Annotated in this window: 16 protein-coding genes, 8 tRNA genes and 3 rRNA genes; 3 read left to right on the top strand and 24 right to left on the bottom strand. The window is 42.5% G+C overall.

Annotated elements, in window-relative coordinates; genetic code table 11:
- Positions 1–14 precede the first annotated feature (14 nt).
- From AN964_RS00525 to AN964_RS00465, 13 genes are all read right to left on the bottom strand, one after another.
- Positions 15–983: a cation diffusion facilitator family transporter gene (locus AN964_RS00525; RefSeq protein ID WP_055737848.1), complete on the bottom strand. Its 969-nt coding sequence runs from the start codon at positions 981–983 to the stop codon at positions 15–17.
- Between the two features lie 469 nt (positions 984–1452).
- Positions 1453–1525, bottom strand: a tRNA-Lys gene (locus tag AN964_RS00520).
- Positions 1526–1736: 211 nt separating this feature from the next.
- Positions 1737–1811: transfer RNA gene (locus tag AN964_RS00515), tRNA-Gln, on the bottom strand.
- Between the two features lie 60 nt (positions 1812–1871).
- Positions 1872–1955, bottom strand: a tRNA-Tyr gene (locus AN964_RS00510).
- Between the two features lie 9 nt (positions 1956–1964).
- Positions 1965–2040, bottom strand: a tRNA-Thr gene (locus tag AN964_RS00505).
- A gap of 164 nt (positions 2041–2204) precedes the next feature.
- Positions 2205–2280, bottom strand: a tRNA-Val gene (locus AN964_RS00500).
- A gap of 14 nt (positions 2281–2294) precedes the next feature.
- A tRNA-Glu gene (locus tag AN964_RS00495) sits at positions 2295–2369 on the bottom strand.
- Positions 2370–2390: 21 nt separating this feature from the next.
- Positions 2391–2463, bottom strand: a tRNA-Thr gene (locus AN964_RS00490).
- 2 nt (positions 2464–2465) lie between these two features.
- A tRNA-Asn gene (locus tag AN964_RS00485) sits at positions 2466–2540 on the bottom strand.
- 9 nt (positions 2541–2549) lie between these two features.
- Positions 2550–2666: ribosomal RNA gene (gene rrf / locus AN964_RS00480) — 5S ribosomal RNA — on the bottom strand.
- Positions 2667–2990: 324 nt separating this feature from the next.
- Positions 2991–5925, bottom strand: a 23S ribosomal RNA gene (locus tag AN964_RS00475).
- 188 nt (positions 5926–6113) lie between these two features.
- Positions 6114–7664 (bottom strand): 16S ribosomal RNA (locus AN964_RS00470).
- The 16S, 23S and 5S rRNA genes sit together here with 8 tRNA genes alongside, the layout of an rRNA operon.
- Positions 7665–8010: 346 nt before the next feature.
- Positions 8011–8232 (bottom strand): hypothetical protein, encoded by a 222-nt coding sequence (locus AN964_RS00465; protein WP_055737847.1) that lies wholly within the window; start codon positions 8230–8232, stop codon positions 8011–8013.
- 173 nt (positions 8233–8405) lie between these two features.
- Between AN964_RS00465 and pdaB the strand changes: the two genes are divergently transcribed.
- A complete protein-coding gene (gene pdaB, locus AN964_RS00460) occupies positions 8406–9155 on the top strand; it encodes a polysaccharide deacetylase family sporulation protein PdaB (RefSeq protein WP_055737846.1) in 750 nt (249 codons plus the stop codon).
- A gap of 182 nt (positions 9156–9337) precedes the next feature.
- Here the strand turns inward: pdaB and AN964_RS00455 are convergent, their stop codons facing one another.
- A complete protein-coding gene (locus AN964_RS00455) occupies positions 9338–10003 on the bottom strand; it encodes a KinB-signaling pathway activation protein (protein ID WP_055737845.1) in 666 nt (221 codons plus the stop codon).
- Between the two features lie 271 nt (positions 10004–10274).
- Here AN964_RS00455 and gerD point away from each other — a divergent pair, with 271 nt between their 5' ends.
- Positions 10275–10910, top strand: coding sequence for a spore germination lipoprotein GerD (gerD, locus tag AN964_RS00450; protein WP_055737844.1), 636 nt, complete (start codon positions 10275–10277; stop codon positions 10908–10910).
- Positions 10911–10964: 54 nt separating this feature from the next.
- Here the strand turns inward: gerD and salA are convergent, their stop codons facing one another.
- From salA to AN964_RS00430, 4 genes are all read right to left on the bottom strand, one after another.
- Complete coding sequence (gene salA, locus AN964_RS00445; RefSeq protein WP_055737843.1) at positions 10965–12023, bottom strand: iron-sulfur carrier protein/transcriptional regulator SalA; 1059 nt, start codon at positions 12021–12023, stop codon at positions 10965–10967.
- Between the two features lie 124 nt (positions 12024–12147).
- Positions 12148–12858 carry an N-acetylmuramoyl-L-alanine amidase CwlD gene (gene cwlD, locus AN964_RS00440; protein ID WP_055737842.1) on the bottom strand — a complete coding sequence of 237 codons (711 nt, stop codon included), beginning with the start codon at positions 12856–12858 and terminating at the stop codon, positions 12148–12150.
- A 110-nt stretch (positions 12859–12968) separates the two neighbouring features.
- Positions 12969–13412, bottom strand: a complete 444-nt coding sequence (locus tag AN964_RS00435; protein ID WP_055737841.1) for a YbaK family protein — start codon at positions 13410–13412, stop codon at positions 12969–12971.
- A gap of 214 nt (positions 13413–13626) precedes the next feature.
- On the bottom strand, positions 13627–14895 hold the full coding sequence (locus AN964_RS00430) for an MFS transporter (protein ID WP_055737840.1): 1269 nt from the start codon (positions 14893–14895) through the stop codon (positions 13627–13629).
- A 221-nt stretch (positions 14896–15116) separates the two neighbouring features.
- Here AN964_RS00430 and AN964_RS00425 point away from each other — a divergent pair, with 221 nt between their 5' ends.
- A complete protein-coding gene (locus AN964_RS00425) occupies positions 15117–15497 on the top strand; it encodes a YkvA family protein (RefSeq protein ID WP_055737839.1) in 381 nt (126 codons plus the stop codon).
- Positions 15498–15649: 152 nt separating this feature from the next.
- Here the strand turns inward: AN964_RS00425 and pqqE are convergent, their stop codons facing one another.
- The 6 genes from pqqE to pqqA are packed head-to-tail and all read right to left on the bottom strand — an operon-like array spanning position 15650 to position 19161.
- Complete coding sequence (gene pqqE / locus AN964_RS00420) at positions 15650–16783, bottom strand: pyrroloquinoline quinone biosynthesis protein PqqE (protein WP_055737838.1); 1134 nt, start codon at positions 16781–16783, stop codon at positions 15650–15652.
- Positions 16767–17096, bottom strand: coding sequence for a pyrroloquinoline quinone biosynthesis peptide chaperone PqqD (gene pqqD, locus AN964_RS00415; RefSeq protein ID WP_055737837.1), 330 nt, complete (start codon positions 17094–17096; stop codon positions 16767–16769). The genes pqqE and pqqD overlap by 17 nt, the downstream gene beginning before the upstream one ends.
- 42 nt (positions 17097–17138) lie before the next feature.
- Positions 17139–17888 carry a pyrroloquinoline-quinone synthase PqqC gene (gene pqqC / locus AN964_RS00410; protein WP_083489165.1) on the bottom strand — a complete coding sequence of 250 codons (750 nt, stop codon included), beginning with the start codon at positions 17886–17888 and terminating at the stop codon, positions 17139–17141.
- A 2-nt stretch (positions 17889–17890) separates the two neighbouring features.
- On the bottom strand, positions 17891–18790 hold the full coding sequence (pqqB, locus tag AN964_RS00405; RefSeq protein ID WP_244885878.1) for a pyrroloquinoline quinone biosynthesis protein PqqB: 900 nt from the start codon (positions 18788–18790) through the stop codon (positions 17891–17893).
- Positions 18786–19028, bottom strand: coding sequence for a hypothetical protein (locus AN964_RS00400; protein ID WP_055737835.1), 243 nt, complete (start codon positions 19026–19028; stop codon positions 18786–18788). The genes pqqB and AN964_RS00400 overlap by 5 nt, the downstream gene beginning before the upstream one ends.
- 58 nt (positions 19029–19086) lie before the next feature.
- On the bottom strand, positions 19087–19161 hold the full coding sequence (gene pqqA, locus AN964_RS27425; protein WP_152982403.1) for a pyrroloquinoline quinone precursor peptide PqqA: 75 nt from the start codon (positions 19159–19161) through the stop codon (positions 19087–19089).
- Between the last annotated feature and the right edge of the window lie 117 nt (positions 19162–19278).

The raw sequence follows: 19278 nt of genomic DNA, 5'->3' as shown, positions 1-19278 counted from the left end.
CCAGTCAGTATTGTTCACTCTTTTTCCTTATCTTCTTTCCAATTAGTTACCCCATCATCTTCATCAAACTCAATTAAAACATCTACTACTCCGTTTTCCTCCATAATTCTTTGTTCCAATCGATCTTTTATGTCATCTGCCTCTGCCACGGTTAAAGTTGGATCTACCTCAATTTCAAGTTCTACATGGAGATCCTCACCTTCTTTGATTACGGTAACATCCTGAATATCTTTTACAGAAGGATCATTCATAACAATCTTGCCGATTCTATCTTCCATTTCTTCATCTGCTTCACCTAATGCTCCAGCAGCATTATCTAGAAAAACTTTACCAACGACAATAAACATCATCACACCAATTAAGATAGACGCTATTCCTTCTGCCTGATGAAAAGAAGTAAAATGAGAAATAACCACGGCTATAATGGCAAGCAAGCCTCCGCCTGTAGCAACCGTATCTTCCAAAAACACTAATTTCGTCGCAGGTTTTGCTTTCGAAAAACCTCTCATACTTTGTATAACAATTCCGAATCCTTTTGCCTCGACACCTACACTGTGTACGATTTCCTTCATCGCCTTAAAAAGAACAAAAGATTCTAGTATTACACCTGCACCTAACACAACGATATTAATAATAAACCCATGTGAAACGGTAGGATGGATGATATGATGAAATCCTTCCTTTATTGTTTCGAATGACATAATCCCCACTATTAAAACTGCTCCGAGTAATACAAGGTTTACCAGTCTTCCAAATCCATTTGGGAAACGATCAGTAGGAGCCTTTTTACTTAAAGCCGATCCAATAAATACAAATAGCTGATTTGCTGCATCCCCTAAACTATGCATCGTCTCCGCAAACATCGCAACATTGCCTGTGAGAAAAAAGGCAATACCTTTTATTATAGAAATAATTGTATTTACTATAGCGGCTAATAAAGCTGATTTATTACCGCCTTTTAAAAGCCTAAATAACTCTGTCATCCATGACCTCCAATGAAATTTATTCTTTCATTATACATTAGGATTTTGTTGTTTTCGTAATTTTATGGTGGATATTTTTTGAAATTTGAAGGAAGGGGTTTTCTGGAATAAGGTTTTAAAATAGCATGTGGAGAAGCATTGTAAATAAACAAACACTAGCAAATCAAAAGCATATGAAGTTCCATCGTTATAATATTTTTCGTCTTGTACAAAGTTTATCGGACACTAGTTCCTTTATCTGTGACAAAACACGATAATTCCTTGAGTTTGCGGACATAGGTTCCGCTATTTTACAAAAAAGCAGTGATTTCGATGTGATTTTTCTTAAATAACGGAATCTATGTCCGCTAAACGTTTAAAATATGGGCATTTAATAAGAATAACGGATTCAGTGTCCGCTTAAGAGATATAACTGCTTATTAAAACAAAAAAAGGCCTGATTTTTTCAATCAAGACCTTAAAGGATGGATGAGCCATGAAGGACTCGAACCTTCGACCCTCTGATTAAAAGTCAGATGCTCTACCGACTGAGCTAATGGCTCGTAATATAGATTGTAGAAAAGATTTTATGCTTCTTTCCTAAGAACATCTACGTCGTCAAGCTTTCAGTATGCCTATTCAAGTAGCAGCTCAAGCTGTACGCTGATGTTTCGCTTCGTAGATTACTCGTGCGAGCTAATGGCTCGCATATCTATGCCTCTTTATTATGTACTAAAGTTCAATATATATGAATCAAAAAAGGGCAAAAAAAAATGGCTGGGCTAGCTGGATTCGAACCAACGAGTGACGGAGTCAAAGTCCGTTGCCTTACCGCTTGGCTATAGCCCATTGAAAAGAAAAAAGACATTTATATTATGTCCACAGTTTTAAAAAAATATAACTTTAAAATGGTGGAGGGGGACGGATTCGAACCGCCGAACCCGAAGGAGCGGATTTACAGTCCGCCGCGTTTAGCCACTTCGCTACCCCTCCGATAAGGAATGGTGCCGGCCAGAGGACTTGAACCCCCAACCTACTGATTACAAGTCAGTTGCTCTACCAATTGAGCTAGGCCGGCTTATTAAAAGATGTTAACTGCTGATAAATTATCGCAAATAATTGTCGTCCAGCTCTCAGAAAGCTTATCCAAGTAGCAACTCGAGCTATACGCTGAAGCGTCGCTTCGTAGCATATTCGATCGTGCTCTACCAATTGAGCTAGGCCGGCATTTTTTTTAAAATATGGTGGAGGATGACGGGATCGAACCGCCGACCCCCTGCTTGTAAGGCAGGTGCTCTCCCAGCTGAGCTAATCCTCCGAAATATATTAAAGTGGTGACCCGTACGGGATTCGAACCCGTGTTACCGCCGTGAAAGGGCGGTGTCTTAACCGCTTGACCAACGGGCCAATCTAGATGCTGTTTAGGTAAGCTTCCAACCGGGCTCGAACCGGTGACCTCTTCCTTACCATGGAAGTGCTCTACCTGCTGAGCTATGGAAGCAATGGCTCCGCAGGTAGGATTCGAACCTACGACCGATCGGTTAACAGCCGATAGCTCTACCACTGAGCTACTGCGGAATAATCTAAACCCGGCAACGTCCTACTCTTGCAGGGGGAGAGCCCCCAACTACCATCGGCGCTGAGAAGCTTAACTTCCGTGTTCGGGATGGGAACGGGTGTGACCTTCTCGCCATAATTACCGGATATTGTTTCTTTTGCTTCACTGCTTATAAGCAGTTCATTTCATTAAGACAAACTTAATTATAATGATTTTCAGCTAAATTTCAAGGGTTTTTTTAGAATTTCTTCATTTTATTCCCTCAAAACTAAATACTGCAGAAGAAGAAGTAAAACTGAGTTTCGCTTTTTTCAATCCAGCTCCAGCGCCTATCGGCTAGTGAATTTCTCCGTCTCCTCCCTACGATAAGTCAACATCAGTTCGTGAACTACCTCACTGTGTTTCCTTTATCTCGAGCCTGCGACTACGAAATTCATACGCCGATGAGCAAGGCGCTTCCACTTTATATTTTGGTTAAGTCCTCGATCGATTAGTATTCGTCAGCTCCATGTGTCGCCACACTTCCACCTCGAACCTATCAACCTGATCATCTTTCAGGGATCTTACTAGCTTGCGCTATGGGAAATCTCATCTTGAGGGGGGCTTCATGCTTAGATGCTTTCAGCACTTATCCCTTCCGCACATAGCTACCCAGCGATGCCTTTGGCAAGACAACTGGTACACCAGCGGTGCGTCCATCCCGGTCCTCTCGTACTAAGGACAGCTCCTCTCAAATTTCCTACGCCCACGACGGATAGGGACCGAACTGTCTCACGACGTTCTGAACCCAGCTCGCGTACCGCTTTAATGGGCGAACAGCCCAACCCTTGGGACCGACTACAGCCCCAGGATGCGATGAGCCGACATCGAGGTGCCAAACCTCCCCGTCGATGTGGACTCTTGGGGGAGATAAGCCTGTTATCCCCGGGGTAGCTTTTATCCGTTGAGCGATGGCCCTTCCATGCGGAACCACCGGATCACTAAGCCCGACTTTCGTCCCTGCTCGACTTGTAGGTCTCGCAGTCAAGCTCCCTTGTGCCTTTACACTCTACGAATGATTTCCAACCATTCTGAGGGAACCTTTGGGCGCCTCCGTTACTCTTTAGGAGGCGACCGCCCCAGTCAAACTGCCTGCCTGACACTGTCTCCCACCCCGATCAGGGGTGCGGGTTAGAATTTCAATACAGCCAGGGTAGTATCCCACCGACGCCTCCACCGAAGCTGGCGCTCCGGCTTCAAAGGCTCCTACCTATCCTGTACAAGCTGTACCAAAATTCAATATCAGGCTGCAGTAAAGCTCCACGGGGTCTTTCCGTCCTGTCGCGGGTAACCTGCATCTTCACAGGTACTATAATTTCACCGAGTCTCTCGTTGAGACAGTGCCCAGATCGTTACGCCTTTCGTGCGGGTCAGAACTTACCTGACAAGGAATTTCGCTACCTTAGGACCGTTATAGTTACGGCCGCCGTTTACTGGGGCTTCAATTCAGAGCTTCGCTTACGCTAACCCCTCCTCTTAACCTTCCAGCACCGGGCAGGCGTCAGCCCCTATACTTCGCCTTGCGGCTTCGCAGAGACCTGTGTTTTTGCTAAACAGTCGCCTGGGCCTATTCACTGCGGCTCTCTCGGGCTTGCACCCTACCAGAGCACCCCTTCTCCCGAAGTTACGGGGTCATTTTGCCGAGTTCCTTAACGAGAGTTCTCTCGCTCACCTTAGGATTCTCTCCTCGCCTACCTGTGTCGGTTTGCGGTACGGGCACCTTTCACCTCACTAGAGGATTTTCTTGGCAGTGTGGAATCAGGAACTTCGGTACTATATTTCCCTCGCTATCACAGCTCCGCCTTCACGGTTACGGGATTTGCCTCGTAACCAGCCTAACTGCTTAGACGCACATAACCAGCAGTGCGCTTACCCTATCCTCCTGCGTCCCCCCATCGTTCAAACGGTGAAGAGGTGGTACAGGAATATCAACCTGTTGTCCATCGCCTACGCCTTTCGGCCTCGGCTTAGGTCCCGACTAACCCTGAGCGGACGAGCCTTCCTCAGGAAACCTTAGGCATTCGGTGGAAGGGATTCTCACCCTTCTTTCGCTACTCATACCGGCATTCTCACTTCTAAGCGCTCCACTAGTCCTTCCGGTCTAGCTTCACCGCCCTTAGAACGCTCTCCTACCACGGACACCTGCCAGGTGTCCATCCACAGCTTCGGTGATACGTTTAGCCCCGGTACATTTTCGGCGCAGAGTCACTCGACCAGTGAGCTATTACGCACTCTTTAAATGGTGGCTGCTTCTAAGCCAACATCCTGGTTGTCTAAGCAACTCCACATCCTTTTCCACTTAACGTATACTTTGGGACCTTAGCTGGTGGTCTGGGCTGTTTCCCTTTTGACTACGGATCTTATCACTCGCAGTCTGACTCCCAAGCATAAGTATTTGGCATTCGGAGTTTGTCTGAATTCGGTAACCCGATGAGGGCCCCTAGTCCAAACAGTGCTCTACCTCCAATACTCTTCATCTTGAGGCTAGCCCTAAAGCTATTTCGGAGAGAACCAGCTATCTCCAAGTTCGATTGGAATTTCTCCGCTACCCACACCTCATCCCCGCACTTTTCAACGTGCGTGGGTTCGGGCCTCCAGTAAGTGTTACCTTACCTTCACCCTGGACATGGGTAGATCACCTGGTTTCGGGTCTACGACCTCATACTTATTCGCCCTATTCAGACTCGCTTTCGCTGCGGCTCCGCTTCATCAGCTTAACCTTGCATGAAATCGTAACTCGCCGGTTCATTCTACAAAAGGCACGCTATCACCCATTAACGGGCTCTAACTACTTGTAGGCACACGGTTTCAGGTTCTCTTTCACTCCCCTCCCGGGGTGCTTTTCACCTTTCCCTCACGGTACTGGTTCACTATCGGTCACTAGGGAGTATTTAGCCTTGGGAGATGGTCCTCCCTGCTTCCGACGGGATTTCACGTGTCCCGCCGTACTCAGGATCCACTCTGGAGGGAACGAAGTTTCAACTACAGGGTTGTTACCTTCTTTGACGGGCCTTTCCAGACCTCTTCATCTACTCCGTTCCTTTGTAACTCCGTATAGAGTGTCCTACAACCCCAAGAGGCAAGCCTCTTGGTTTGGGCTTCTTCCGTTTCGCTCGCCGCTACTCAGGAAATCGCGTTTGCTTTCTCTTCCTCCGGGTACTTAGATGTTTCAGTTCCCCGGGTCTGCCTTCATTACCCTATGTATTCAGGTAAAGATACTGCTCCATTACGAGCAGTGGGTTCCCCCATTCGGAAATCTCCGGATCAAAGCTTGCTTACAGCTCCCCGAAGCATATCGGTGTTAGTCCCGTCCTTCATCGGCTCCTAGTGCCAAGGCATCCACCGTGCGCCCTTACTAACTTAACCTATAAGGTTATTACTACTTTAAAATGGATGAAATCCATAAAGTGGCGATTCTCGGTTTTACTTGGTTTCTTCTATCAGTATCTAGTTTTCAAAGAACAAATTATCCTGGATGAATTGATCATCCAAAACTGAACAGAACTTATAAACGTCTTCTTATAACCACGTAAGTGGTTTTCCATTATCCTTAGAAAGGAGGTGATCCAGCCGCACCTTCCGATACGGCTACCTTGTTACGACTTCACCCCAATCATCTGTCCCACCTTCGGCGGCTGGCTCCAAAAGGTTACCTCACCGACTTCGGGTGTTACAAACTCTCGTGGTGTGACGGGCGGTGTGTACAAGGCCCGGGAACGTATTCACCGCGGCATGCTGATCCGCGATTACTAGCGATTCCGGCTTCATGCAGGCGAGTTGCAGCCTGCAATCCGAACTGAGAATGGTTTTATGGGATTGGCTTAACCTCGCGGTCTCGCAGCCCTTTGTACCATCCATTGTAGCACGTGTGTAGCCCAGGTCATAAGGGGCATGATGATTTGACGTCATCCCCACCTTCCTCCGGTTTGTCACCGGCAGTCACCTTAGAGTGCCCAACTGAATGCTGGCAACTAAGGTCAAGGGTTGCGCTCGTTGCGGGACTTAACCCAACATCTCACGACACGAGCTGACGACAACCATGCACCACCTGTCACTCTGTCCCCCGAAGGGGAACGCCCTATCTCTAGGGTTGTCAGAGGATGTCAAGACCTGGTAAGGTTCTTCGCGTTGCTTCGAATTAAACCACATGCTCCACCGCTTGTGCGGGCCCCCGTCAATTCCTTTGAGTTTCAGCCTTGCGGCCGTACTCCCCAGGCGGAGTGCTTAATGCGTTAGCTGCAGCACTAAAGGGCGGAAACCCTCTAACACTTAGCACTCATCGTTTACGGCGTGGACTACCAGGGTATCTAATCCTGTTCGCTCCCCACGCTTTCGCGCCTCAGCGTCAGTTACAGACCAGAGAGTCGCCTTCGCCACTGGTGTTCCTCCACATCTCTACGCATTTCACCGCTACACGTGGAATTCCACTCTCCTCTTCTGCACTCAAGTCTCCCAGTTTCCAATGACCCTCCACGGTTGAGCCGTGGGCTTTCACATCAGACTTAAGAAACCGCCTGCGCGCGCTTTACGCCCAATAATTCCGGACAACGCTTGCCACCTACGTATTACCGCGGCTGCTGGCACGTAGTTAGCCGTGGCTTTCTGGTTAGGTACCGTCAAGGTACCGCCCTATTCGAACGATACTTGTTCTTCCCTAACAACAGAGTTTTACGATCCGAAAACCTTCATCACTCACGCGGCGTTGCTCCGTCAGACTTTCGTCCATTGCGGAAGATTCCCTACTGCTGCCTCCCGTAGGAGTCTGGGCCGTGTCTCAGTCCCAGTGTGGCCGATCACCCTCTCAGGTCGGCTACGCATCGTCGCCTTGGTGAGCCGTTACCTCACCAACTAGCTAATGCGCCGCGGGTCCATCTGTAAGTGATAGCCGAAGCCATCTTTCAATCTTTCCTCATGCGAGGAAAGAAGTTATCCGGTATTAGCCCCGGTTTCCCGGAGTTATCCCAGTCTTACAGGCAGGTTACCCACGTGTTACTCACCCGTCCGCCGCTAACTTTTAAAAGCAAGCTTTTAAAAGTCCGCTCGACTTGCATGTATTAGGCACGCCGCCAGCGTTCGTCCTGAGCCAGGATCAAACTCTCCAAAAAAGTGTTTGATATAGCTCATTATTTAAAACATTAACGTTTTGTTCTGTTCAGTTTTCAAAGATCAATATCCAACTGCTTAAAATCAGCAACTTTTATACTTTATCATTGTTGTGTTTTCTTGTCAACAACTTTTTTGTCGCCATCAGCGACATTTATTAATATACCAGGATTATTATTAACTGTCAACATATCTCTTGCATTTTTATCAATAAAAAAATAGTTTCTCTTATTTCATTACAAATATGTTGATAGATGCTTAATCAAATACTTCAATTATGTTTCAATTTATTAATGACTTTTTTGTTCCATGTAAAAAAGGGCCCTTTTAACACTTTCATTATCTACTCTAGTTTTTTATTTTTGTCGGTATAATGTAGTTTACACACTCACTATGCGGAGCAACCCTTGTAAAAAGGGAAAACAAAATTTTATACCTTTCCTTCATTGCTCTTTTCACAATGTGATCGATTCTTGAATCTTTTAAGTCATGTAGTATCTCGTCCATCTCTCTTTTCAATAAATATTGAATTTCTAGTTTTTCTTTTTCATGAATGATCAGACCGAGCATTCTGTCCACCCCTTCTTAGTAGTAAGTGTAGTTTTTTCCAAATTAACCAAAATTATAAGAAGAAAATCTTTTTGGACATATTTTTTATACAGGCAAGCATAAGATTCTTATAAAAGAACTTGTCTTATTTATGTATGGTCAAAAAAGAAATAGAAAACAAAAGGGGGATCGATATGAACTTTTTTATGGTATTAAATGGACGTAAAGTGAAGCAGCTCGTGTTCATTTTAGTAGTTTCCTTCTTTACAGCACTTTTTCTTTATTCTCAGTCTGCTGCTAATGTTTCGGTTTTCTCCACTAAAGAAGGACCAAAAGCTGTGTATAAAGGGGAAAAGGGAATTGCATTAACTTTTGATATTGGGTGGGGGGATGAAAAGGCCGCACCGATTATTGAGGCGTTAGATAAAAAAGGGGTAAAATCCGCTACATTTTTCCTATCGGGATCTTGGGCGGAAAGCCATCCGGATATTGTAGATAAAATTGTAAAACAAGGTTACGAAATAGGAAGCCTAGGCTACGCATACGAAGATTATACAGATCTCGAAACAAGTAAAATTAAAAGCGATATTTTAAAAGCGCAAGAAGTATTCAAAAAACTAAATATTAAGAATGTAAAAATTTTGCGATCCCCTACCGGACATTTTGATGAAAAAACTTTAAAAGTTGCTGAAAACCTAGGGTTAACGGTCGTTCATTGGAGTGTAAATTCGGATGATTGGAAGAATCCTGGGGTGGATAAGATTGTGAAGAACACGGCAAAGGCTAAAAATGGCGATATAGTTTTATTACATGCCTCCGATTCTGCACGGCAGACAGCAAAAGCAATACCTGCTATAGTAGATGAATTGTCTAAAAAGGGAAATTTTATTAAAGTATCCGATATGATCGCAAATGGAAAAGTGAAGACGACTCTTATTCAATAAAGTATCTTCCGAAAAAATACGATTATTAGGTATGATTACAATAGTGTTCAGTTACAGCGCCTATCGGCAAACGTATTTCTGCGGATAGGGACATCGGCTCCCGAAAAACTTCGCCGTGTTTCCTTTATCTCGCCTGTGACTACGAAATCCGTACGCCGATGAGCAAGGCGCTTCCACTTTTCTTATTCTCGTGGTTTTTTCCCTTTTTCTGCTTTTCGAGCTTCTATTCTCTGTCTTGCCTGTTCCCGCTCTGCCTCAGATCTTTTAAGATATTTCGGCAATATTAAAATTTGGTATGCATTACAAATGATTAAAGGATAAATCATAAGGAAAATCCAGCTTTTTTCGTTTACACGTAAAACTGGCACCCATTCCACTATCGTTACAACCACCATAAAAAATAATGCAGAGATAAATGTATTTTTATGAGACTGTTTCGCCTTTAAATACGCAATTATTAAACCAACAACTAAAATGAATACAGCGAGTGCAATATACGGCAAAATACTTTCGTTATTCTTAGCAAATTTTTCAAAACGGAAATACACTAAATCAAATAATGCGAATAGAATCAACACAACTTGTACAGGATTCCATAAAGAGCGGAAAATGCCGAGACCGAATTGATGAATGGTTAAGTATGCAAAATACCCAACCTGACTGATAACACTGAAAATGAAGCCAACCCCTACAAGCCAAACAAATGTGGAAAGAATACTGGATATATTAACATGAATAAAATACTCTTGAAATTCACTCCAGCGGATTACAAAGCCTAATATTCCGGTTGTTAATCCACCAACAATTAAAGTGGAAAAAAACAAGCGTACCCAATTTCGACTCGTCAATTGAGAAATCCTCCAATACCAAATTTATCATCCTTTTGATTTTACCAACCACGTTATAAAAAATCTAGAAATTCCTCTTCATATGCATAATTCTTTTGTAAAATCCCATATTAACATTAAAAGTCCAATCAAAGGTTCTTTTCTTAAACTTTTTTGCATTTTTATTGAAAATCTTATATCTTTCTTACTTTAAGAAAAGATGCCTGAAGTGTTTTATACGAAATACAAAATAATGACGACAACAGCCATTCAAATGAAAGGAGCTATTCTTATGAAAAAGATCGCTACATTGCTCCTAATTCCAATGATGATATTTCTGTTAGCTTCCTGTTCAGGTAGTGAAACAAAAGCAGGGCAAATGGATTACGATCAAACGAAAAAAATGATTGTCGATATATTGAAAACGGATGATGGTAAAAAAGCGATTCAAGATATCATGACTGATGATAAAATGAAAAACCAATTAATTATGGACCAAACAACTGTGAAGAATACCATTGAAAAAACGTTAGCGTCCGATAAAGGCAGCGAATTTTGGAAGAAGTCATTTAGTGATCCCCAATTTGCTAAGGCTTATGCAAAAGGCATGAAAAAGGAAAATGAAAATTTACTGAAGAGTTTAATGAAAGACCCTGATTATCAAAGCATGATGCTTTCCATCTTAAAAGATCCCGAATATCAAAAAGAAGTAATTGACTTGATGAAAAGTAAAGAGATGCGGAAACATTTTCAAAACACCATGATCGAAACATTCGACAGTCCATTGTTTAAAGCAAAGATGCAAACAATATTACTTAAAGCTGCTCAAGAAATGAATAATCAAAAAGGCGGACAGCAAAATCAAGGGCAGCAGCAAGGCGGAACATCGGGAGGCCAGCAGCAAGGCGGTTCATCAGGAGGAAGTTAATTAGTATGAATGTTAATATTATAGTAAAACCTGCTGCTGCGCAGCAGGTTTCTTTTATTTATCCAATAAGGTAATAACCTTTTTAGCAATGTCTTTATAAATAACACCTAATTTATGATCTTCTGCATAAATAGAAGGTGCAAAGTCCTCTTCATTCCAATCCGGCTGTTGTAGTGGAAGTTGTCCTAAAAGCTCGGTTTGCAGTTCTTCTGCAAGCCTTTGGCCACCGCCTTGTCCAAAAACATATTCCCGTTCACCCGTTACTTTGCTTTCAAAGTATGACATATTCTCAATCACACCAAGAATTTCATGTTCCGTTCTTAACGCCATAGCACCTGCACGTGCCGCTACAAAGGCTGCAGTTGGGTGTGGTGTTGTTACGATAATCTCTTTACAATGTGGAAGCATCGTATGAACATCAAGGGCTACATCACCAGTTCCCGGAGGTAGGTCTAGTAGTAAGTAATCTAATTCGTCCCATTCCACTTCGGTAAAGAAGTTATTAAGCATTTTCCCAAGCATTGGCCCACGCCAAATAACCGGTGCATTATCTTCCACAAAAAATCCCATCGAAATAACTTTTACACCAAATCTTTCGACTGGAATAATTCTTTCACCGCGAACAACAGGTCGTTGTGTTACACCCATCATATCCGGAACACTAAATCCATAAATATCAGCATCTACCAATCCAACTTTTTTTCCAAGTCTAGCAAGGGAAACAGCTAAATTGACGGAAACAGTAGATTTACCTACCCCGCCTTTACCACTGGCGATAGCAATGAAGGTAGTTTTGCTTTTTGGTGATAAAAGATTATTTCCCTGATCTTCTGGCTCAGACCCGCGAAATTGTTCCAGAACCTCATCCGAAAGCTGTGCAAAACGAATTCCTACCGTCTTTGCTCCTGCTCCTTTAAGTGTATTAACAATTAAAGTTTGTAATTGCAGCTGTTCACTTGTTCCTGTCTTGGCAACCGCAATCTTTACGCTAACATGTTCCTTTTCCTCTTTAATGTTTATTTCAAGAATACCATTTGTTTCTTCCAATGTTTTATGTAAAAAAGGATCTTTCATTACTTTTAATAAATCAAAGACTTGTTGCTCTGTTAACAATTTTGATACACCTTCCTTTTACCCATATTCTCTAATTCCACCCCAAGTATATCACAATTTAGGAGAAGGGAAGAAATTGAAGTATATGGGGAATAAATAGAAGGTAACCGGAGAACGATTACCCTCATTTTAAATCCTTTTCATTTGTAAAATATCTCATAATTCCATTATAAATAGATGCAGAGACCTTTTCCTGATATTTGTCTGATTTTAAATTTTGCCTTTCTTGCGCATTGGAGAGAAATCCGACCTCCACTAGTGCACCCGGTTTTTTGGAATTTTTCACAATATATACGTTTTGCAGCATTTTAGCTTGTCTATCTGTGTTTCCTAAATTTTTTATTAATTCATCCTGGATAAACTTCGCAACTCGTTTATTTTCAATGAGATGTGGGGAATAAAAGGTTTGAGCACCGCTCCATCTTGGTGATGGGATCGAATTTAAATGAATGCTTATATAAAGATCTGCATCAGAGTCATTAATCAACTCCAGCCTTTTCTTAAGGTCCACCACTTTTCTTCTACTATAGCCTCTTACATCAGATCCAGCTAAATCCTTGTCTGTTTCCCTTGTCATTAACACTAATGCGCCCTGTTCTTGCAGAAAATCCCGCAACTTTAGAGATATTTTTAAGGCTATTTCTTTTTCTAAGGCATCATCATCCCCTGCACCACCATCCGGCCCCCCATGACCAGGATCTAAATAGATTATTTTTCCAGAAAGGGGAAGATTCCATGAATCCCAGGTATCCTTTTGAAAAAATTGAAATTGAAAAAGCAGAAATAACAAAATGGCCCCAAAAATAAAACTAAACGTTTTTATCCTTCGCTTCATCTGATTCTTTCCCTTCCTTGTCTCTATTCAAAACATATGGGACAAGGAACATTTTTAGAACAGAAAAAAGGGGACAAAATGTCCCGATTTCATCGTTATGGAAGATGATGTTAGTGAAGCCTTAACTTTCTTCTTTGTTCACCTTTCTTAAATCCCTCCATCCACCATTTATCCACGAACTGTTCACATGCATAGTAGGTGGATTCTTGCATAAGGCTTTCATCTCCAAATTTCCAATAGAGCCAAAAATTATAGAGTGTATCTGTTAAATGCTTTAATTCCTTTTCACAACGTAATTTTATATGTTCAACTGGCTCCCCGCCGTAACCAAAGCGGCTATACTGTCCACCTAATAAATAGGCTTCAATGGCAACATCGTAGCATCCTTCCTCTACACCTTGCTGAACCCAAATCCCGCCTTGTACTCTTTCAGAGCTAAACGAATTCTGTACACTTTTCTTTAAGCTTTCAATCGAAAGCTCCCGCAGCAGCTTCCGTTCATTTTTTATTTGTCTTTCTCGTCTTTTAGCTGATAAAGTTGTGATAACATTCATATCCCATCCTCCTACCGATATTTTTCAACGAATGTTATCTTCTAATACAGAAACAAGACACTAAAACTTTACCAATCAATACGAAAAGTGGAAGCGCTTTGCTCATCGACGTACTTCCTTTCGTGCTTCGACTGAGATAAAGGAAACCGTGCTGAGGCAGTTCAGGAACTGAGGGACTTATCACAGTGAGTAGAACCGGAAGTCCGCCAGCCGATTATCCGGATGAAGCATGTGATTTCATGCGAACTTCGTAAGCGCGAAATATTCTTCCATAGAAATAGGCAAAACTTAATTGTAACCCGGAGGCTATGTAAAAAGGTAGGGAAAGTGAACCTAATCCAAATAGATAGCCTGATATATAAGGTCCGATTGAGGTTGGTAAGCGCATGGAAAGAATATTAACACTGGATGCAAACCCTCTCCTTCTATCACGGGTCAAACTTACACTCAACGCTTGCTGTGCCCCTTGTGTACCCCTATTTAAAGCAGTTCGAATCATATACACAAAGGAAACAAGTGCATATGAGGGGAGCAGAGGCATCAGAATTAAAAGGAAGCTTGCCATAAAACGTACCAACACAATGGAGCGAATATTCCCATGTTTATGCGATAATCTAGCCTGAAAAAGCGACATAATACCTGTCGCAAAAAAAGTAATGGCCAGTGTGCTTCCAATTTGCGTATTGCTTGCCCCAAATTTAGCCGCGAGCCAATAAGACATCATCGGCCCTGTCAAACCGATTGCCATTCCGTTAAGGATATTAATGGCAGCCAGCTTAAAAACCGCAGTATTCTCTTCACGCAGGATTTTCTTATCCTGTTTCTCTATACTTTCTTCCTTATGCCCTTTCTGTCTTTCGGGCTTTTCTTCCTTTACGGTTAGAATAATCGAAGAGGTAACTAGTGATAAAACGAAAACAAAGACAAAAATGGGTCGAAAGGTTAAGACTTCAGGAAGGTTTTTTTGCCACAAGGCTATAATTCCAGCGAGCACCGCACCAACAGCCATACCAAAAAAACTAAGAGAATTGTTCAAACTATACACTTTTCCACGCTCAGCTGGTGGAATAAATGTTGCTAGCCATGCATGCTCTGCAGGGGCGCATGGACTGGGCGAGCCGGCATCCGCTTTACCGAATCCGGAAAGGGTGATGGCAATAAACAACAACATAAAGTTCGTTGAAATAACTCCAATCAATGCACATGCCGCTATTAATAGTTCATAAAAAAGAATAAACGGCTTTCTGCCAACACGATCACTATAAATTCCTATACATGGTGCAAGTCCTACACCTAGCAACCCGCCAGCAGCAAGTACACCGCCAATCGCGGCAGTACTCCATCCCAATGTATCCAAATATAAAGTCAAATCCACCACCATCATTCCTTGACCTATACTCCGTAATGCATTCACTAACATAAGCCTGCGAGCCCCATGATGAATTTGTCCGGTAACCTTATTCTTTAAAAATGTCACTTCCATCACTTCTTTTCCATTTTTTGAACTTTATAAAGGGAATATTTGGCTTTATTTATGGTTCCTAACCTCATTGTCATTTATGCACAATAAAGAGAGACACTCTAATAAAAATCACAACAAATATGTCTGGGCATATTATAAAAAGACATCACATGAGGCAAAATAAAGCAAAATGAAGGAAATTACTGTCCGAAATACAGCAGCAGAAGAGGGAAGTAAGCGATATGAAGAACCAACTTAACAAATGGAAGAAACTCATACAAAGTGTAAAACGTAATATTCATATCCTTTACCTGGCATATCGCCATCAGGATACACCATGGTATGCAAAAGCATTTTCTCTATTTATTGTTGCTTATGCACTAAGTCCAATTGATTTTATTCCAGATGTAATCCCGGTATTGGGGTATTTGGACGAGGCTATTTTGCTGCCATTGGGTATATTAGGTGCGTTCACCATGATTCCAAATCATGTACTGCAAGAATGTCGGGAAATTGCGGAGAAAGCCCCGAAAAGATTACGGAAAAATTGGGCTGCGGCCGTTGTTATTCTTCTTATTTGGATTAGTCTTGCTACCTCCATTCTGTTTAAATGGATTATTTAACCATTTCCTGAATTATTATGAAAATCGGACGAATTTTAGTGTAAACCCGCTGGATTATAGTAAAATTTGGACGAATAAGTCCTAGTAGTCCTTTATAACTGAGTGGTTATTTGAAACAAAAAAGGTGCCAAGCTAATTTGGCACCAAAACCATTATTTTTTTAAAGCCTTTGGTTTGTCAGATAGGTATTTCCGATAAATCAATTGTGATGATATAGGTATTAATGACTTACTTTTTGTTTCCTGTATCGCTTCTTCAATCAAGTGATGCTTAGGTGCCCACCTGCATGCAGGATCTGTTGCATAAGCATCTCCCGTTAAAGCATAAGCTTGACAACGGCACCCCCCGCCATCCTCATGTCTAAGATCACATGAAAGGCAAGGTTCAGGCATCCATTCATCCCCGCGGAAACGATTAAAGGCTGCTGAGTCGTACCAAATACTTTTTAAAGACGAATAACGTATGTTTTCAAAGGATAAGGCTTTAATCATACCAGCAGTCGGGCAAGGAAGAGCAACTCCATCGGGGGCAACAGTAAGGCCAATGGCTCCCCATCCCCCCATACAGGGTTTTGGTGTCGAAGCATAATAATCAGGGATAACCCAAATGATTTCCATTTTCTTTTCAAGGCGTGCTTTTGCTTCATTATAGATTTCAGTTGCTCGTTCAATCTGCTCCTTGTTCGGTAACAGCCGCTCTCGATTGAGTAATGCCCAATTATAATACTGGGTGTTTGCTAGTTCTAAACGTTCCGCTCCCATTTCCTCCGCTAACTTAATAATCTCATCCAGATGATCGATATTCATCTGGTGCAGCACAACATTTAATGACAAATGCATCTCAGCTATTTTTACAGATTTTACTGCTTCTTTCTTCTTTTCAAAGGCCTTATACCCGCCAATGATATCCGAAAGCTTTGAATCGGCGGCTTGAAAACTTATTTGAACATTTGCCAAACCTGCTTTTCTTAGACGAATAGCCTTTTCAGTCGTTAACCCAATACCGCTTGTAATGAGATTGGTGTACATCTCTAATGAATCCGCATGGCGGATTAAGTTCTCTAGGTCATCCCGTAAGAGCGGTTCACCACCTGAAAAGTGAACTTCTACTACTCCTAAATCTGCGGCCTCCGACAAAACACGGTGCCACTCCTCCGTAGAAAGCTCTGATTCCTGTAATGCCATTTCCAATGGGTTTGAACAATAGGGACAATGTAAAGGACAACGGTGAGTCAACTCCGCAAGCAGCGAATAAGGCGGCTCAATTGTATTACTTCTTTTTATCATGATAATCAACCACCACCCATCCTAAATCCACCATTTCCTGAAGAAAGTCAGAAATATCCTCCTCCATCGTTTTTAAATCCGGCAAGGCATCTGCTTCATCTTCCGTGCTTTCCTTAAGCGAATTTCTCATCCTTTCTACGAGTCCAGTCACCGTTTGACTTCCGTCACATAGAATAAGGATAGATGCGGCAGTTTCGTTCAAGACGACAACTTTTTCCGGTAACAAAAGGAGATGCTTCTCTCTCACCTTATCAAATTTTAGGCGTGCTTTTGCTGCGAGTTTTGGATAGCAATTTGCTAAAATATGCTCCACCACCAATCCTATATTCTTTTGGGCCCATTATGAGCCTTTCGATCAAGCATTAGAGGAAAAAGCTTTTTCGATGGCATCAAGCTGTACCCATAGTACATCACACTTAAAACGTAAAGCGGCAACTGCCCGTTGTTGAGCTTCCGGTGTTTGGCAATACGTTAAAACAAGCCTAAGCGCAGTGTCTGAGTCACGTGGCGCTTGGGTTAAACGATTTTGAAAATACTCTAGTCCGCTGCTATCAATCCACGGATATTGCTGTTCCAGTACTTTAATTCGCTTTGAGATTAAATCCGGTGAAAATAATTCTGTTAATGAGGAGGCAACCGCTTCAATCCATGGTTTTGTCCGTGCAAAGTTTACATAAGCGTCAACGGCAAAGCGAACGCCCGGAACAACATGCTTCTCGTTCAATACGTCTTCACGGGATAACCCCACAGCTTCTCCTAGCCTAAGCCATGCCTCAATACCGCCATCTTCTCCATGCGTTCCGTCATGGTCGATAATTCGGCCAATCCAGTCACGTCTCAGCTCCAATGACGGCAAATTCGACAGGATGGCGGCATCTTTAATCGGAACAGATTTCTGATAGTAATACCGGTTAGCTACCCAGCCACGAATCTGTTCACGATTTAATTCACCTTGGTGCATTTTCACATGAAAAGGGTGTTTATCATGATAATAAGAACGCCCCACATTCTTTAAACGTTCTGTAAATTCATCTGCGGTCCATAACACTTTTCTTTCTTGTTCTGGTTTCTTTTCGTGATTGACGAAACCTCCTTTTTCAAGCATGATTACACCTCCACTTCCATTCCATCAAAGGCAACCTCAAATCCAAGTCTTTCTAAAGTAATCCTTTCCCTGGAGCCCATTTTTAATATTGGGTTGCTATTGTTAATGTGTATTAGAATTTTTCGCTCTGCCGGAAATGTCGCTAACTTTTCCGCTGTTCCCCCTCCTCCGCTAATTGGCAAGTGTCCCATATTTCTTGCATCACGCATCGTTGCACCCATCTCTACCAATTCATCCTCTGACCAAAACGTACCATCAACCATTAAAATATCCGCTTTCTTTAAGCTTGCTTCTATAACAGGCGTAATCTCTTCCAACGTAGGAAAATACGCAAGGCATTTGCCGGATTTTTCATTATGAAGAATTAACCCGACCTCCCAAATATCATCCTTATTTGACTTCGTATAAAGCGGTGGCTTTCTGGAAACAGGAACTGTCTCGACGATCATTGTTTCTTCTGCTGTCCCTATCCTATGTGGAAATTCAGGGGAAAGAGATTCCCACTCCCATGAGCAATAGTTTTCCAGCATCGGAAACACTGGAAAGGTGGAATGTAAAGTCTTTCGTACCATTTCCGTTCCATAAATGCTCAAGCAAGAGCCTTCCCGCAGGGACAATAATCCGATTGTATGATCAAGCTCGGCATCCGTTAAAATAACACCGGCTAAAGGAGTTTCTCTTATTCCAGGTCCTGCATGCAGCGCAGGGAATGACTCGATTTGTTGATGAACGTCTGGCCCGGCATTTATTAGGTACCAATCCTTTTCATTCGCACTCACTGCAAGTGAAGATTGTAATAACGGGTGAAATGCATCGTTTTCTTTCCGAACCTCGCGACAGTTTTCACAAGCACAGTTCCACTGTGGAAATCCTCCACCTGCTGCTGAACCTAAAACTCTAATTCGAATTTGGCTTCAGTCCTTTCTCCGGCGAGTCAAGAACTTCATTTTTACTAACATCCCGCGATTTTCCCACTAATCTTCCAACCTGCCATCCAATCACTATATTGGACAAAGCCATGAGGGAAAATAATAGATAGTCGCCAATTGGCTCAGGCGTCAGAAGATCAACACCTAACCACACTCCTGTTGTGGCAGCTCCAATAATCGCGCCTAACAATGACTTTAAGTAACGATTCATTCTATTTGCACCACCTCTTGTATTTATTGAACCCCATTAGAAGTCGCGAAAGTCCATACTATTTACCAACATATGCATACATCGTCACCTCAGAAGACGTATTTATCACTTTGTATTCAGGCTTCTTCCACATGTTAGTCACCACCTTTCATGACACCAACATTTGTGAAAATGGTCTTAAAGTGTGTCTGATTTTCTCTTTCAAATTAATCTTATGTCGTTCGATTCCCCGAAATAACCAGAATTTTGA

It is taken from the genome of Heyndrickxia shackletonii, from assembly GCF_001420715.1.
Taxonomy (GTDB): Bacteria; Bacillota; Bacilli; order Bacillales; family Bacillaceae_C; genus Margalitia; species Margalitia shackletonii.
The sequence above is the reverse complement of the archived record's forward strand: the minus strand, read 5'-3'. Positions and strand labels throughout refer to the sequence as shown.